The following is a 16,143-nucleotide window of genomic DNA, read 5'->3' as shown; positions in this document are numbered from 1 at the left end:
AGACCATGCGTGCGGCCATGACCCTCCCGACCCCGATCCGACCCGACCCCATCCGGAGCCCCATGGCCGCGTCCGGTCGGGACGCCGGATGAGGGACTCCTCCGGGGAGGATCGCCCGCCCTTCCTGTCGGGCGGCGGAGAGATGGGCGCGCGGTTGCGTGCCCACGACTGGACGTCCTCGCCCCTCGGGGCGCCGGCGGGCTGGCCGGCGGCTCTGCGCACGGCGGTCGGCATCATGCTCAACTCGCGCCATCCCATGTATGTGGCGTGGGGGGCGGACCTCCTCTTCTTCCATAACGACAGCTACATCCCGCTGCTCGGCGCCAAGCACCCGGCCGAGCCGGGGCAGCCCTTCTCCCGCCTGTGGGCGGAGATCTGGGACGACCTGCGCCAGCTCACCGAACGCGCGCTGGCGGGCGAGGCGATCTGGTTCGAGGATTTCCACCTCTCCATGACACGCAACGGCGTCCTGGAGGACACCTGGTTCACCTTCTCGTTCTCGCCGCTGCGCGACGAGGCGGGGGACGTCGCCGGCTTCCTGTGCGCCTGCATGGAGACGACGGGCGAGGTCATGACGAGGCGGCGCCTGACCCTCCAGCTCGACCTGGCCGAGCGGCTGCGCACCCTTGACACCTCCGGGGACATCGCGACCGTAGCGGCGGAGATGCTCGGCCGGCATTTCAAGGCGTCGCGCGCGGGCTATGCCGAGATCGACCGGGACGGGCTCGGCTTCACGGTGGAGAACGACTGGACCGACGGCCGGATGCCGAGCCTGGCCGGCCGCTCTTTCCCGCTCGACCTGCTCGGCGGCGGGGTGGTCGGCCATCTCCGGACCGGGCTGACGCTCCGGATCGACGATCTGGCCGCCGATCCGCGGACGGCCGGGGCGGTCTCCGCCGGGATCGGCGCGCGGGCGCTGCTGGCCGTCCCGCTGCTCAAGGGCGGCCGTCTCGCAGCCATCCTCTATCTTCACGAACCCGTTCCCCGCGCCTGGACCGAAGCCGACGCGGAGCTGGCGGCCGGCGTGGTCGAGCGGACCTGGGAGGCGATCGAGCGGGCGCGGGCGGTCGGCGCGCTGAACCGCCAAAGGGCGGAGGAAGGGGACCGCCTGCGCCGCCTTTTCGAGCAGGCGCCCAGCTTCATGGCCGTGCTGCGCGAGCCGGGCCACGTCTACGAGCTGGCCAACGCCAGCTACCGGCGCCTGGTCGGCGACCGCGAGATCATCGGCAAGCCGGTCCGCCAGGCCATCCCGGAACTGGAGGAGCAGGGCATCGTGCGGCTGCTCGACCAAGTCTATGCCAGCGGGGTGCCCCATGTCGGGCGGGCGGTCCGTCTGCTGCTCCTGCGGAATCCCGGTGACCCGACGACGAACGCCCGCGGGGAGGAGCGCTTCGTCGATTTCGTCCTGCAGCCGATCACCCGGGCCGACGGCACGGTCTCGGGCATCTTCGTCGACGGCAACGACGTCACCGACCTTGTCCGCGCGCGCGAGCGCGCCGCGTGCCTGGTCGAGCTGGGCGACCGCCTGCGCGACCTCAACGATACCGGCGCCATCGCCCAGGCGGCGGCGGAAGTCCTGGGCAAGGCCCTCGGGGTCTCCCGGGCGGGGTACGGCAGGGTCGATGCCGGGGGCCTGAAGGTCTCGGTCGAGCGGGACTGGACCGACGGGCGCGTCGCGAGCATCGCCGGCACGCACGAGTTCCGCCACTACGGCAGTTTCATCGACACCCTGCACCGGGGCGAACTGCTGGTCATGCCGGACATCGCGGCCGATCCCCGGACCAGCGGCCACGCCGACGCGTTGCGCGCGATCGACGTGGCGGCGATGGTCAACGTGCCGGTGATGGAGGAGGGGCGCTTTTCGGCGGTGCTTTACATCCACGACCGGGCGCCGCGCGCCTGGACGGGCGAGGAGCTGGCCCTGATCCGCGACGTCGCCGACCGGACCTGGTCCGCGGCCGAGCGCGCCCGGTCGGAAGCCTCGCTGCGCCTGCTGAACCGCACGCTCGAACAGCAGGTCGCCGAGCGGACCCGCGACCGCGACCGCATGTGGCGCCTCTCGACCGACATCATGCTGGTCGCCGGCTTCGACGGGCGGATCGTCGCGGTCAACCCGGCCTGGTCGACCCTGCTGGGCTGGTCCGAAGCCGAACTGCTGAGCCTGTCGTTCCTCGACCTGATCCATCCCGACGACCGCGCCGCGACCGAGGGGGAGGCCGCACGCCTCGCCAAGGGGCTGGTGACGCTGCGGTTCGAGAACCGCTACCGCCACAAGGACGGCTCCTACCGCCTGATCTCGTGGACGGCGGTGCCGGACGAGGCCCGTATCCACGCGGTCGGCCGCGACATGACGGCCGAGCGCGACGCCCTGGACGCGCTCCGCTCCACCGAGGAGGCGCTCCGCCAGTCCCAGAAGATGGAGGCCGTGGGCCAGCTTACCGGCGGCGTCGCCCACGACTTCAACAATCTGCTCCAGGTGATCCTCGGCAACCTGGACATGCTGCAGGACAGGCTTTCGGACCGCGAGGACCTGCTGCGCCCCGTCCGCTTCGCGATGCAGGCCGGCGACAAGGCGGCGACGCTGACCCAGCGGCTGCTGGCCTTCGCCCGGCGCCAGCCCCTCGCTCCCGTCAGCCTGGACCTCAACGCGCTGGTCGGCGACATGCAGGAGCTGATCCGGCGCTCGGTCGGCGAAACGATCCGGGTCGAGACGGTGGCTGCCGGCGGGCTGTGGCGGACCTGGGCCGACGCCAACCAGGTGGAGAACGCCCTGCTGAACCTGGTGATCAACGCCCGGGACGCCATGCCGGACGGCGGCCGGCTGGTCATCGAGACGGCGAACGCGAACCTGGACGGGAGCTATATCGCGACCGAGTTCGGGTTGGAGCCCGGGGAGTATGTCTGCCTGTCGGTGACCGACACCGGCACCGGCATGCCGCGCGACGTGGTCGCCCGGGCGTTCGAGCCGTTCTTCACCACAAAGGCGTTCGGGCAGGGCACCGGGCTGGGGCTGAGCCAGCTCTACGGCTTCGCCCGCCAGTCCGGCGGCCACGCCGCGATCTATTCCGAGGAGGGCGGGGGCACCACGGTCAAGCTCTACCTGCCGCGCCACCGCGGCGGCGCCCAGTCCGAGGCCCAGTCCGTGGCGCCTGCGGCCCCGGTCCTGCCGGAGCCCAAGCGCGCCAGGGACGGCGAGACGATCCTCGTCCTGGAGGACGAGGGCCTCGTGCGCATGCTGCTGGTCCAGTCGCTGGAACGGCAGGGCTACCGCGTGATCGAGGCGCACGAGCCCCCGGCGGCCCTGGCCGTCCTGGAGGCGGACGGGAAGATCGACCTGCTGGCGACCGACGTGGGGCTTCCCGGCATGAACGGCCGCCAGGTGGCCGAGATCGCCCGCCGGCGCCGGCCGGACCTGCCGGTCCTGTTCCTGACCGGCTACGCCCACGACGCCGATCTGGACGAGAGCATCCTCGGCCCGCGCACCCAGGTTCTGGGCAAGCCCTTCAATGCCCGCGTCCTGCTGGCGAGGATCCGCGCCATGCTGGAGGGCGCGGGCTGACACGGGGCGGCCGGAGTCGATGCGGCTGATGTCGGCGTTCGCCCTTTGGGCGAAGGCCGACCTACGGGCACAACCTAACTGGAAGACGCGAGTTGAGGCCCGGCGGCTGGCATCGGTGCGGCGTAGGTCGGCCTCGGCCCGCAGGGCCGACGCCGACGGCATACCGTAAACCCCGGCTACGCCCGCCGGCGGCGCGGCTTGCGGTTCGACACGAAGTCGATCCAGGCGGCGTACATCTCCTTGGCGTTGCGCGGCCCGACCTCGCCCTTGAGCTGGTCATAGGCGGCCTGGGCGGCGGCGGCGTCCGGGAAGGCTCCCTGGTCGACCCCCCAGGAGACGGCTTCGGTCGGGCTGTAGAAGGTCAGCACGTTGTCGGCCGCCTGGCCGGTCGCCGCCGGGGCCGCCGGATGCGCGGCCGCCTTGGCGGCGGCCCTGGGTGCCTCCTCCAGGATCGGGCCGGAACCGGCGCCCTGCGAAGCCGCGGGCTTGGGGGGCGTGGGCTTGGTGCCGCCGCCGCGTCCGTAGATCGCGGCCTCGATGCGCTCCGGCACGCCTTTCCACAGGCCTTCCTCGTCCCAGATCACCATGCCCGCCGGGCCTTCGCGCGACCACTCCACCAGGACGCCGCGCCGGTCCTTCTCCCGGACGATGCGGAGCGACGCGTTCAGCGAGCGGAACAGCCGCTCGCGCTCGGTCTCCGGCAGGGTCTCGCGGATCTGGGCGACGCCGTTCAGCTGGGCATCCTCCAGGTGCCAGATCCACAGGACGTGGGAGCCGTGGGCGGTGACGGCGTCCTGGAGCAGGCGCATCCGCTCCGCCTTGTCGACCCAGGCCTGGTTCTTGTTCTTGTTGCGGTCGGCCGCGTTGTCCAGCATCGCGCGCGCGATGGAGGTGCCGATCAGCGAGGTGACGCTGTCGATCGCGATGGTCCGGATGCCGGACCCCGGCATGTTCTTGTCGAGGATGTCCTGGATGCGCTCGACCGAGCGGTGGTCCGAAGGCTCCTCGCTCAATTCGTAAAGCTCGCTCCCCTTCAGCTCATGCCGGCGGCCGTCGGCGTCGATCATGAGCGTCGGCTGGTGCATGGCCAGGATGAAGGTCGACTTGCCGTCACCGTAATAGCCTTTGAGCGCCCAGCGCCGCGGCGGGAGCGTATCCTTGTCAACTCGCTTGAAAGCCATGGCAAAGTCTCTGAAACTTGTCCCGGTAGCCTTGCTTCGTGGCCGTACGCCAGGAAAGCGAGGCGTGCATGATCGGACCATAGCACGCAGTTCGCGTTTTGTTCACGAAAATCTGTCGTCCGGGCCGAAAAACGACTCGGGAGCGCGGATGGGCGCCGGCGCTCCGGACCCACCCGCGCCCATCCCCGGGAAGGGCCGGTCAGTCCTTGCCGCCCGCCTGGTCGGATTTCATCCTTTCCTTCGCGGCGGCAGTGGCCTTGATCTCGCTTTCCTTGACGTTCTGGCCGGGCTCCCGCAGGACCGGCTTGGAGCTTCCGCTTCCCGTGCCGGACCCCTGCGATGCCTGGACCTGGGTGCGGTCGGTCTTTTCCGGAACGACCGTCTTTTCCTTATCGTCGGCAGCCATGGTTCTGTCCCCTCGCGGATGTTGGCGATGATCGCATGCTATAGACGGCGGCCTCAACAGGACGGCCCGGCGGGACGTTCCGGCAAGACGTTCCGGTCTGGGCGGCGAGGAGTCGAAGCACCCGGGACCCGGCGCTTTCTTTAGTATGCATCCACGCACCGCACCGCATTTTCGGGGCAAACCTACTGATGGCAAGGCGCAGGGGGCGTGCAGCCGGTTATCACCCCTGGGTCGAACCATCGTGATCTGAGGACAGTGTGCATGCAGAGCAGAAGCGAGACGGCCGAGGGCGCGATGGGCGCGCACGGGGGGAGATCGTCCGTCGCCGCCCTCTTTTTCGGCGCGATCGGCGTCGTGTTCGGCGACATAGGCACGAGCCCGCTCTACACCATGAAGGAGACCTTCGCCGGCCCGCACCCCCTGGCCCTCGACGAGTTGCATGTCCTGGGCGTCCTGTCGCTGATCTTCTGGGCGGTCATGTGCATCGTGTCGCTCAAGTACGTGATCATCATCATGCGGGCCGACAACAGGGGGGAGGGTGGCAGCCTCGCCCTCCTGGCCCTGCTGCGCCGGGCGGCCGAGGGACGCACCGGCGTCGTGAAGCTGGTCAGCGTGCTCGGAGTCTTCGCGGCGGCGCTGTTCTACGGCGACAGCATGATCACGCCCGCGATCTCGGTGCTCTCGGCGGTCGAAGGGCTGGAGGTCGCGGCACCCCAGCTCCATTACGCGGTCGTGCCCCTGACGATCGCGATCCTGGTCGGGCTGTTCATGGTCCAGCGCCACGGCTCGGCCAGCATCGGCGTGCTGTTCGGTCCCGTGATGACCCTGTGGTTCACCACGCTGGCTGTGCTCGGCATCCAGAACCTGGGCCAAGCCCCCGGCGTCCTCTGGGCGCTCAGCCCGCACTATGCCGTCGCCTTCATCCTGGAGGACGGCGTCGCCGCCTTCCTGGCGCTGGGGTCGGTGGTGCTGGCGGTCACCGGGGCCGAGGCGCTCTATACCGACATGGGCCATTTCGGCCGGCTGCCGATCCGGCTGGCCTGGTACCTGCTGGTGCTGCCGGCGCTGATGCTCAATTATTTCGGCCAGGGCGCGCTTCTGCTCGCCCATCCCGAGGCGGTCGGAAACCCGTTCTTCCATCTCGGACCCGACTGGGCGGGGGTGCCGCTGGTGATCCTCGCCACGGTCGCCTCGGTGATCGCCTCGCAGGCCGTCATCTCCGGCGCCTTCTCCGTGACGCGGCAGGCGATCCAGCTGGGATACCTGCCGCGCATGAACATCGTCCACACGTCGGAGCGGGAGATCGGGCAGATCTACATCCCGGTGCTGAACTGGACCCTGGGGCTGTTCGTCATGGCGCTGGTCCTGGGCTTCCAGACCTCCAGCAACCTGGCGTCCGCCTACGGCATCGCCGTGACCGGCACCATGATCATCGACACCGTGCTGATCGCGCTGGTGATGTTCCTGCTGTGGAAATGGCCCGCCAAGCCGGCGCTCGTCCTGATCGCCTTCTTCCTGTTCGTCGACCTCGCGTTCTTCCTGGCCAACTCGACCAAGATCCTTCACGGCGGCTGGTTCCCGCTTGCCGTCGGCATCGCGATCTTCGTGCTGCTGACCACCTGGAACCATGGCCGGGCGCTGCTGAGGGCCCGGCTGGAGAGCGACGCTCCCCCGGCGGAGGACTTCTTCGCCAGGATCTCCGACAGGATCGTGCGGGTTCCGGGAACGGCGGTGTTCCTGGCCGGCGTGACGGGAGGCGTGCCGTCGTCCCTCCTGCACAACCTCAAGCACAACCAGGTCCTGCACGAGCGCGTCGTGCTGCTGAGCGTGATCATCGAGGAGGTGCCCTTCGTGCCGCCGGAGCGGTGCGTCGAGTCCCGCCGGATCGGCGACAACTGCTTCCGCGTGATCCTGCATTACGGCTACATGCAGTCCACCAATATTCCCAAGACGCTGGCCAACGCCCGCTACGACCAGCTCGGGTTCTTCTACGAGCCGATGAGGCTCTCCTATTTCCTGAGCCGCAAGACCGTGATCCCCAGCTCGAGGCCGGGGATGTCCCAGTGGCGGGAGCGGCTGTTCGCCTGGATGGTGCGCAGCTCGGCGACGCCGATGGAGTTCTTCTGCCTGCCCGTCAACCGCGTCGTGGAACTGGGCGGGCAGGTGGAGATCTGATCCGGCCCGGACGGCCCTCGGATCAGCCGCGATGCAGGCTGGCGCCGCCGTCCAGGTCGATGACGGCGCCGGTCAGGAACGGGTTCGCGAGCATGGTCTCGGCCATCGCGGCGATATCGTCGGCGGCACCGATCCGCCCGGCCGGCAGCTTCGCCGCCGTGTCGGCGAAGAAGGCCGACCGGGCGTCCGTCGGCATCCACCCATAGGCATCGGTATCCACCAGCCCCGGGGACAGGACATTGACGCGGCGGGGCGCCAGCTCGACCGCCAGCGTCCTGGCGAAACCGGCGATGGCGGCGTTGACGGCGGCCAAGCCGCTGGTTCCCGGCATGGCGGCCCGCCCGGCGGCGCCGGTCACCATCAGGATCGAGCCCCGCTCCGCCAGATGGGGCAGCGCCAGGCGGGTCGCCATCCAGTATCCCCAAAACTTGTTGTCGAAGGCGGTGCGCACCGCGGCGGTCTCCAGCGTCGCGAAGGGACCCCAGGCGGCTCCGCTGGAGGCGCAGAGCATCAGGTGGTCGATCGCGCCGACCCGTTCGAACAGGGCGGCGATGCTGGCCTCGTCGGCGAAATCCACCGTTTCCGCCGAGGCGCCGGCCGGCAGGGTGGCGAGCGCGTCGCCGAGCCTCGCGGCGTTGCGGCCCGCGATGATGGGCCGGGCGCCGGCGGCGCCGAGGCGCCGGGCGGTGGCGAGCCCCATTCCGGAACTGCCGCCGATGATCAGGATGCGATCGGTCGCAAGGGACATGTCGATTCTCCGAAGGGGGCCGGTCAGCGGCGAAGGATGCCGAAGGCCCAGTCGCGGCCCAGGCCGCGGTGGATCGCCTGATCGATCCAGACCATGGCGAACGGCTCCAGAAGCCGAGCTTGCCGGAGCGGGCCGGCGTCCAGGGCTTCGAATCCCAGTTGCTCCACCAGGGATCGCACCGCGGCCTTGGCTTCCCCGTCGTCGCCGGCGACGAACATCACCGGACGGGACGGGAAACCGGACGCATCCGCCATCGCTTCGGCCCCGACTTGGTTCATGGCCTTCACCACCCGGGCGCCCGGCAGCCACCCGGCCAGCGTTTCGGCGCCCGAACCCGTGTATCCCCGGTCCAGATCCAGCCTCCCGTCCTTCATGGTCAGCGGGTTCATGCAGTCGATGACGATCTTGCCCGACAGGTCGCCCAGACCCTTGACCGCCTCTTCCGCCGTCGCCCAGGGGAGGGCGAGCACGACGATGTCGGCGCCCGGCACCGCTTCGGCGGAAGCGAGGGCGACGGCGCCGGTGGCGTCCAGCAGGGGCTTCAGCTTCACGGCGGATGGGTCGCGGGCGCCGAAGGCGACGCTGTGCCCGGCCCGGGTCCAGCCTGTCCCAAGTGCGGCTCCGACGTTTCCGGCGCCGATGATCGCGATACGCATGACACTGTCCCCGGGGCTGGTGATTTCGGTGCATCCGTGATATCGCCGGACCGTCATCGATTGAACTGAAATCGCTTCATGATCGATATAGACAGGATCAAACTCAGGCGCCTGGACTTCACCGTGCTGCTGGTCTTCCTCGGGCTGCTCCGCCATCGCAAGGCCACCGCGGTGGCCGCCGAGATGGGGTTGACGCAATCCTCGATCAGCCACGCGCTGCGCCGGCTGCGCGACGTCTTCGGCGACGAGCTGTTCCTGCGCCGCCCGCATGGGTTCGAGCCGACCGCCGTGGCCCTGGCGCTGGAACCGACCGTGAGGCGCGTGGTCGAGGACCTGTCCGATGCGCTGGCCGGACCGCCGTCCTTCGTGCCGGCCAGCTTCGACGGCATGGTCCGGATCGGCGCGTTCGACAACGAATTGACGACCCTGCTGCCGCCCTTGATAAGCCTCGCCGGCGCCGAGGCGCCGGGCATGCGGATCAGCGCCCGGTCGGTCGTCCGCAAGGCGGCGCTCGATGCCCTGGCGGGCGGCGACCTGGAGCTTGCGCTGGGATACTTCCGGCACCTCGGGCCGGACGATTTCGCCGAGACGCTGTATGAGGAGACTTTCCTGGTCGTCGGGCGCGGGGACGATCCGGCGATGCTCCGCGGCCTGACGCTGGAGAGCTATGCAGCCGCCCGCCACGTCATCATGTCGCCGGTCGGCGACCTGTCCGGGGCGGTGGACACGGCCCTGGCCGCGCTGGGCGCAAGAAGGACGGTCGTCGCGGCCCTGCCGCTGTTCTTCCCGGTCTTCGCCGCCGTGGCCGAGACGGGCTGCCTGGCGACCGTGCCCCGTCTGCTGGCCGCCCGCTACGCCCCCACCTTCGGCCTCGTCACCGCCGAACCGCCGGTTTCCGTGCCCGGGTTCGCCATATCGGCCGTCCGCCATCGCCGCGACGCGAGGAACCCGCTGCACGACTGGCTGGTCGGCCATCTCCGCGCCGTCGTGGCGCGATACCAGCGGTGATTGCGCGTTTCTTCCGTCCGGTCTATCTTGCCAAAATGTCCATCTTGATTGGACCAACCAACAAAAAGAACAAATTATTACATGGAATTGGGGTTCCGCCTCCGAAACTTACCCGGGGCGGCCGGCACAGGAGGAAGCACGTGGTCCAGCTTACCATCAACGGCACGGCGCACGATATCGAGGTCGAACCCGATACGCCGCTTCTCTGGGCGATCCGGGAGCAGGTCGGCCTGACGGGCACCAAGTTCGGCTGCGGCATCGCGCAGTGCGGCGCCTGCACGGTCCTTCTGGACGGCGTCGCCGTCCGCTCCTGCGTGACGCCGGTCAGCGCCGTCGGTGCCGACCAGCAGATCGTCACCATCGAAGGGCTGTCGCCCGACAACGACCATCCGCTCCAGAGGGCCTGGGCGGAGCTGGACGTGCCGCAATGCGGCTACTGCCAGTCCGGCCAGATCATGGCCGCCGCGGCCCTGCTGCAATCCAACCCGAACCCGAGCGACGACGACATCAACGCCGAGATGACGAACATCTGCCGCTGCGGGACCTACAACCGCATCCGCGCGGCCATCAGGCTCGCCGCCGGCAGCGGCGACGTCGGGCGCGGTTGAAGCCGCCTGTCGGGCCATTCTTCGGGGAGAGAAAGATGACGATCGCGCTCAAGACATCGCGCCGCGGCTTCCTGGTCGGCTCCGCCGCCACGGCCGGCGGATTCATGCTGGGCTTCCACATCCCGTTCGGGGCGGAGGCGGCGACACCCGCCGCCGATGCCGCGGCCGGGACGCCCGAACTCAACGCCTGGGTGGTGGTGCGGCCGGACGAGACCGTGGTGGTCCGGATCGCCCGCGTCGAGATGGGGCAGGGTACGCTGACCGGCCTGGCCCAGCTCGTCGCCGAGGAGCTGGACTGCGACTGGTCCCGGGTCACCACCGAATATCCGACGCCCGGCCAGAACGTCGCGCGCAACCGCGTCTGGGGCAATTTCCAGACGGCGGGCAGCCGCGGCATCCGCGATTCCCACGACTATGTCCGGAAGGGTGGTGCCGCCGCCCGCATGATGCTGGTCCAGGCCGCCGCGAACGAATGGAAGGTCCCGGCGGCCGACTGCACGGTGGACAAGGGCGTCATCACCCACGCCGCGTCCGGCAGGACCACGACCTACGGCAAGGTGGCAGCATCCGCCGCCCGGCTCGATCCGCCCGCCGACGTTCCGCTCAAGGACCCCAAGGACTGGAAGATCGCGGGCAAGCCGGTCAAGCGCCTCGACACGGCCGAGAAGCTGAACGGCGCCCAGGTCTACTCGATCGACGTCAAGCTGCCCGGCATGCTGAACGCCGCGATCCGCGAGTGTCCCGTGTTCGGCGGCAAGGTGAGAAGCTTCGACGCCGCCGCGGTCGAAGGGATGCCCGGCGTCAAGCGGGTGGTCGCCGTGGGCGACACCGGCGTGGCGGTCGTCGCCGATACCTGGTGGCGCGCCAAGACGGCCTTGGAGGCCCTGCCGGTCGAGTGGGACGAGGGACCGAACGCCGCCCTGTCCAGCGAGGCGATCGCCGAAACCTTGCGCGAAGGGCTCGACGCGCCGGAAGCCTTCGTCGGCAACCAGGCCGGCGACATCAAGGCGTCGCTCGCCAAGCCCGGCAACAAGCTGGTCGAGGCGGTCTACAGCTATCCCTACCAGCACCACGTCACCATGGAGCCGATGAACGCAACCGCGCTGTTCACGGCCGACAAGTGCGAAGTCTGGACCGCGACCCAGAACGCGGAGGCGGCGCTGGCCACCGCGTCCACCGCCGCCGGGCTGCCGATCCCGCAATGCGAGGTCTACCGGCTCCATCTCGGCGGCGGCTTCGGCCGGCGCTCGTCCAGCCACGACTATGTCCGGCAGGCGGTGCTGATCGCGAAGCAGATGCCCGGGACGCCGGTCAAGCTGATCTGGTCGCGCGAGGAGGACATGCTCCATGGCCGCTACCATCCGGTCACCCAGTGCAAGCTGACCGGCGCGCTGGACGCGGACGGCAACCTGGACGGCCTGCACATGCGGATCTCCGGCCAGTCGATCCTGGCGGCGATCAACCCGCAGGCGCTCCAGGGCGGTCGCGACCCGGCGACGTTCCAGGGGCTGAACCCGGGCGGCACGGAAGGGGTGCTGGGATACACCGTCCCGAACCTGCTGGTCGACCACGCCATGCGCAACCCGCCGGTGCCGCCGGGGTTCTGGCGCGGCGTGAACAACAACCAGAACGCGATCTACCTGGAATGCTTCATGGACGAGCTGGCCCATGCCGCCGGCGCCGATCCGCTGGAGTTCCGCCGCAAGCTTCTGGTCAATCATCCCAAGCACCTGGCCGTGCTGAACGCGGTCGCGGAGAAGGCGGGCTGGGGCACGCCGGCACCGGAGGGCGTGTATCGCGGGCTGTCCCAGCACATGGGCTACGGCAGCTACGTGGCGGCCTGCGCCGAGGTGTCGGTCAGCGACGACGGGGCCTTGAAGATCCACCGGATCGTCGCGGCCACCGACAGCGGACACGCGGTCAACCCGCAGCAGATCGAGGCCCAGGTCGAGGGATCGTTCGTCTACGGCCTCTCGGCCCTGCTCTACGGCGAGATCACGCTGAAGGACGGCCGGGTCCAGCAGGAGAATTTCGACACCTACCCGATGATGCGCATGGAGGAGATGCCCAAGGTCGAGACCATCGTCATGCCGTCGGGCGGCTTCTGGGGCGGCGTCGGCGAGCCGACGATCTTCGTGGCCGCGCCCGCCGTGCTCAACGCGATCTTCGCGGCGACCGGCAAGCGCATCCGCTCGGTGCCCCTGGCGAACGCGGACCTGCGGAAGGCATGATCCGCGCCGCCGTCCTGTCCGGCGTGCTCTGCCTCGCCGCCGCGAGCCCGGCGGCGGCGGAACCGCCCGGAGCCTCCTCCTGCTCCGGCTGCCACGCCCTGCGCGGCGAGGCGGCGCCGGGCATCCCGCCGATCCTGTCGAAGTCGGCCGACGAGATCGCGGCGGCGATGCTGGCATACCGGGCGGGGGAGGGCGGTCCGACGGTGATGGACCGGATATCCAAGGGCTTCACCGAGGAGGAGATCCGGGCGATAGCCGCCTGGATCGCCTCCCGCCGCTGACGGAGACGCCATGGATCGGCATCATGCCAGCCGCCGCGCGGTCCTGAAGGCGCTGGCCGCCGGGGCGTCGGTGGCCCTGGCGCGTCCGGTGCGCGCCCAGGCGCCGCCGCGCGTCGTCGTGATCGGGGGCGGTTTCGGCGGCGGCACCTGCGCCCGCTTCCTCAAGCGCCATGGTCTCGACGTGACCCTGGTCGAACCCGGACCGACCTTCACCGCGTGCCCGCTCAGCAACCCGGTGGTCGTGGGACTGCGGCCCATGGAGCGGCAGCGGTTCGGCTATGACGGCATCCGGCGCGCCGGCGTCGCCGTGGTCCACCAGCGGGCCGTCGGCGTCGATCCCCAGGCCCGCCGCGTCACGCTCGGCGACGGCGCCACCCTCGACTACGACCGCCTCGTCATGTCTCCCGGCATCGACATCCGGTACGGCGCCCTGCCCGGATACGACGAGAAGGCCGCCCAGGTGATGCCGCATGCCTGGAAGGCGGGCGAGCAGACGGTCCTGCTGGCGCGCCGTCTGGAAGCCCTGGAGGATGGCGGCGTGGTCGTCATGTCGGTCCCGGCCAATCCCTACCGCTGCCCGCCGGGGCCGTACGAGCGCGCCAGCCTGATCGCGCACTACCTCAAGACCCGCAAGCCGCGCTCAAAGCTGATCGTGCTCGACGCCAAGGACGGCTTCTCCAAGCAGCGGCTGTTCCAGGCGGCCTGGGCCGAGCTCTATCCCGGCCTGCTGGAACTCGTGCCGCTGTCCGGCGGCGGGCAGGTCACCGCGGTGGAGCCCGACGGCCTGACCTTCGTCACCGACTTCGACCGGGTGAAGGCCGACGTCGCCAACGTCATCCCGCCGCAGAAGGCGGCCGCGATCGCGGACGCCGCCGGGGTGGCGGACCGTTCCGGCTGGTGCCCGATCGACCCCGTCAGTTTCGAATCCCGGCTCCAGCCCGGCATCCACGTGATCGGCGACGCCGCCATCGCGGGCGCCATGCCGAAGTCGGCCTTCTCCGCCAACGCCCAGGCCAAGGCCTGCGCCGAAGCCGTCGCCGCCCTGCTGCGCGGCGACCGGCCCGTCCCGCCCAAGCTGATCAACACCTGCTACAGCCTGGTGGCGCCCGACTACGGCATCTCCGTCGCCGGCGTCTATGCGCCGTCCTCCGGCACGCTGGCCGACGTGGAGGGCGCCGGCGGCACCAGTCCGCTCGATGCCGATCCCTCGTTCCGGGCCAGGGAGGCGGCCTATGCCCATTCCTGGTTCGACATCGTCACGGCGGAGGTGTTCGGATGATGTGGGCGGTCGCCCTCGCGCTGGCGCTGGCACCCGCCCCGGTCCCGGCCTACACGGTCGTCGGCGATTCCATCCCGGAGCCCCTGGCCGGGGCCGTCGGCGACCCGGCCCGCGGGCGCGAGATCGTGACCAGCCGCCAGACCGGCCTGTGCCTGCTGTGCCATTCCGGCCCGTTCCCGGAGGAGCGCTTCCAGGGCGACTTGGCGCCGTCGCTGGCCGGCGTGGGCGCCCGCCTGTCCGAGGGCCGGATCCGGCTGCGGATCGTGGACCCGGGCAGCCTTGATCCGGACACCATCATGCCCTCCTATTACAGGACCGACGGGCTCGACCGCGTGGCGGCGGCATGGCGCGGCAAGCCGATCCTGTCCGCCGGGCAGATCGAGGACGTCGTGGCGTTCCTGGCGACACTGAAGGATTGAGGAGACCCTGCCCATGGCGAATGGCGATCCGATGGGAACCACGCGGCGGGACGTCCTGCGCGCCGGCGCCGCGCTCGGCGTGCTCCTGCTGGTGCGGCCGGCCGGGGCCACGCCGGCCGCCATGGCGGACGCGATAAAGGACTTCACGAAGGGCGCGCCGGTCAACCCGGGAAAGGTCGATCTTGTCCTGCCGGCGCTGGTCGAGAACGGCAACTCCGTCCCCCTCAGCGTCAACGTCGCCCACTGGATGCAGCCCGGCGACTTCGTCCGGACCATCGCCGTGTTCAACGAGAAGAACCCCCAGCCCAACGTCGCGACCTTCCACCTGACCCCGCGGTCCGGCCGGGCGAGCGTTTCCACCCGCATCCGCCTCGGCGATTCCCAGAAGATCGTCGCCATCGCCCAGCTCAGCGACGGCACTTTCTGGTCCGACGAGGCCGAGGTGATCGTGACCCTTCCCGCCTGCGCGGAGAGCTGAGCCATGGCCCGCACCCTGATCAACGTCCCGCCCACCGCCAAGCGCGGCGAGGTCATCGAGATCAAGGCCCTGATCTCGCATCCCATGGAGACCGGCTTCCGCCCCGGCTCCGACGGCGCCCTGATCCCGCGCGACATCATCCACCGCTTCGCCTGCACCTATAACGGGGAGGAGGTGTTCAGCGCCGACCTGTTCCCCGCGATCACCGCCAACCCCTTCCTCACCTTCACGACGGTGGCCGATGAGAGCGGCGAGATCGCGCTGAGCTGGACCGACGACCAGGGCAAGACCCAGACGGAAACCGTCAAGATCACGGTGGAATGACCGGGCGGCACCTCGCGGCCGCCCTGGCCCTGGCCCTGCTGGGCGGTGCGGCCCTTGGCGCCGACGGCCGGCTTTCCGGCTTCGACTTCCTGGGGCCGCAGACCCGGGCGATGCAGCAGGACGACATGTCCAATCCCGGAATGCTCGCCGTCCTGGACGGCGAGGCCCTGTGGAACCGCGCCGCCGGCGCGTCCGGCCGCTCCTGCGCCGATTGCCACGGCGACGCCGCCGCGTCCATGCGCGGCGTCGCGGCGCGGTATCCGGCCTACGACGAGGGGAGCGGGCGCCCGGTCACGCTGGACGGCCGCATCCTCCAATGCCGAGAAACCCGCCAGCAGGCGGAACCGCTGGAGTGGGAAAGCCCCGACCTCCTGGCCCTCTCGGCCTATGTCGCCCACCAGTCCCGGGGCCTGCCGGTCGAGACCGGCGCCGATCCCCGGCTCGCCCCCTTCGTCGAGAGCGGGCGCGCGCTGTTCACCGGCCCCAAGGGACAGCTCGATTTCTCCTGCGCCGACTGCCACGACGACAACTGGGGCCGGCACCTCGGCGGCGCCGTGATCCCCCAGGCGCACCCGACCGGCTACCCGATCTATCGCCTGGAATGGCAGTCCATGGGCTCCCTCCAGCGTCGCCTGCGCAACTGCATGACCGGCGTCCGCGCCGAACCCTACGCCTACGGCTCCCCGGAGCACGCGGAGCTGGAACTGTTCCTGATGGCACGGGCGCGCGGGCTGCCGATGGAGACGCCCGGCGTGCGGCCATGAGGCGGGTGTTTCCCGGTCGGAATTCA

General features: G+C 70.2%; 15 protein-coding genes. 11 read left to right on the top strand and 4 right to left on the bottom strand.

Annotation, left to right across the window (positions count from 1 at the left end; translation table 11 throughout):
* The first annotated feature begins 88 nt into the window (after positions 1-88).
* The gene (locus JL101_RS21690) at positions 89-3,559 is read left to right on the top strand and encodes a GAF domain-containing protein (RefSeq protein WP_203096388.1); all 3,471 of its coding nucleotides are present in this window, start codon (positions 89-91) and stop codon (positions 3,557-3,559) included.
* 176 nt (positions 3,560-3,735) lie between these two features.
* Here the strand turns inward: JL101_RS21690 and JL101_RS21685 are convergent, their stop codons facing one another.
* Together JL101_RS21685 and JL101_RS21680 are read right to left on the bottom strand one after the other, a co-directional pair.
* Positions 3,736-4,740, bottom strand: a complete 1,005-nt coding sequence (locus tag JL101_RS21685; protein WP_203096389.1) for an AAA family ATPase — start codon at positions 4,738-4,740, stop codon at positions 3,736-3,738.
* 199 nt (positions 4,741-4,939) lie between these two features.
* Positions 4,940-5,146, bottom strand: a complete 207-nt coding sequence (locus JL101_RS21680; RefSeq protein WP_203096390.1) for a hypothetical protein — start codon at positions 5,144-5,146, stop codon at positions 4,940-4,942.
* A 261-nt stretch (positions 5,147-5,407) separates the two neighbouring features.
* Here JL101_RS21680 and JL101_RS21675 point away from each other — a divergent pair, with 261 nt between their 5' ends.
* Positions 5,408-7,321, top strand: coding sequence for a potassium transporter Kup (locus JL101_RS21675; protein ID WP_407697342.1), 1,914 nt, complete (start codon positions 5,408-5,410; stop codon positions 7,319-7,321).
* Between the two features lie 22 nt (positions 7,322-7,343).
* On the opposite strand, the gene JL101_RS21670 is transcribed toward JL101_RS21675, so the two are convergent.
* Together JL101_RS21670 and JL101_RS21665 are read right to left on the bottom strand one after the other, a co-directional pair.
* Positions 7,344-8,069: an SDR family oxidoreductase gene (locus JL101_RS21670; protein WP_203096391.1), complete on the bottom strand. Its 726-nt coding sequence runs from the start codon at positions 8,067-8,069 to the stop codon at positions 7,344-7,346.
* A 23-nt stretch (positions 8,070-8,092) separates the two neighbouring features.
* Positions 8,093-8,725 (bottom strand): NADPH-dependent F420 reductase, encoded by a 633-nt coding sequence (locus JL101_RS21665; RefSeq protein WP_203096392.1) that lies wholly within the window; start codon positions 8,723-8,725, stop codon positions 8,093-8,095.
* A 78-nt stretch (positions 8,726-8,803) separates the two neighbouring features.
* On the opposite strand from JL101_RS21665, the gene JL101_RS21660 reads away from it, so the two are divergent.
* The 9 genes from JL101_RS21660 to soxA all read left to right on the top strand — a co-directional run bounded on the left by JL101_RS21660 (position 8,804) and on the right by soxA (position 16,117).
* Positions 8,804-9,733, top strand: a complete 930-nt coding sequence (locus JL101_RS21660; protein WP_203096393.1) for a LysR family transcriptional regulator — start codon at positions 8,804-8,806, stop codon at positions 9,731-9,733.
* 140 nt (positions 9,734-9,873) lie between these two features.
* Positions 9,874-10,341, top strand: a complete 468-nt coding sequence (locus tag JL101_RS21655) for a (2Fe-2S)-binding protein (RefSeq protein ID WP_203096394.1) — start codon at positions 9,874-9,876, stop codon at positions 10,339-10,341.
* A gap of 35 nt (positions 10,342-10,376) precedes the next feature.
* Positions 10,377-12,572, top strand: coding sequence for a xanthine dehydrogenase family protein molybdopterin-binding subunit (locus JL101_RS21650; protein ID WP_203096395.1), 2,196 nt, complete (start codon positions 10,377-10,379; stop codon positions 12,570-12,572).
* The gene (locus tag JL101_RS21645) at positions 12,569-12,853 is read left to right on the top strand and encodes a c-type cytochrome (RefSeq protein WP_203096396.1); all 285 of its coding nucleotides are present in this window, start codon (positions 12,569-12,571) and stop codon (positions 12,851-12,853) included. The genes JL101_RS21650 and JL101_RS21645 overlap by 4 nt, the downstream gene beginning before the upstream one ends.
* 10 nt (positions 12,854-12,863) lie before the next feature.
* Positions 12,864-14,132 carry an NAD(P)/FAD-dependent oxidoreductase gene (locus JL101_RS21640; RefSeq protein WP_211111105.1) on the top strand — a complete coding sequence of 423 codons (1,269 nt, stop codon included), beginning with the start codon at positions 12,864-12,866 and terminating at the stop codon, positions 14,130-14,132.
* Entirely contained in the window at positions 14,129-14,551 is a 423-nt protein-coding gene (soxX, locus tag JL101_RS21635) for a sulfur oxidation c-type cytochrome SoxX (protein WP_203096397.1), read from the top strand. Before JL101_RS21640 ends, soxX begins: the two co-directional genes overlap by 4 nt.
* Before the next feature lie 13 nt (positions 14,552-14,564).
* A complete protein-coding gene (locus JL101_RS21630) occupies positions 14,565-15,029 on the top strand; it encodes a SoxY-related AACIE arm protein (RefSeq protein ID WP_203096398.1) in 465 nt (154 codons plus the stop codon).
* 3 nt (positions 15,030-15,032) lie between these two features.
* A complete protein-coding gene (soxZ, locus tag JL101_RS21625; protein WP_203096399.1) occupies positions 15,033-15,353 on the top strand; it encodes a thiosulfate oxidation carrier complex protein SoxZ in 321 nt (106 codons plus the stop codon).
* Complete coding sequence (gene soxA / locus JL101_RS21620; protein ID WP_228435053.1) at positions 15,350-16,117, top strand: sulfur oxidation c-type cytochrome SoxA; 768 nt, start codon at positions 15,350-15,352, stop codon at positions 16,115-16,117. Before soxZ ends, soxA begins: the two co-directional genes overlap by 4 nt.
* The last annotated feature ends 26 nt before the right edge of the window (positions 16,118-16,143 follow it).

The organism is Skermanella rosea (assembly GCF_016806835.2).
GTDB lineage: Bacteria > Pseudomonadota > Alphaproteobacteria > Azospirillales > Azospirillaceae > Skermanella > Skermanella rosea.
The sequence above is the reverse complement of the archived record's forward strand: the minus strand, read 5'-3'. Positions and strand labels throughout refer to the sequence as shown.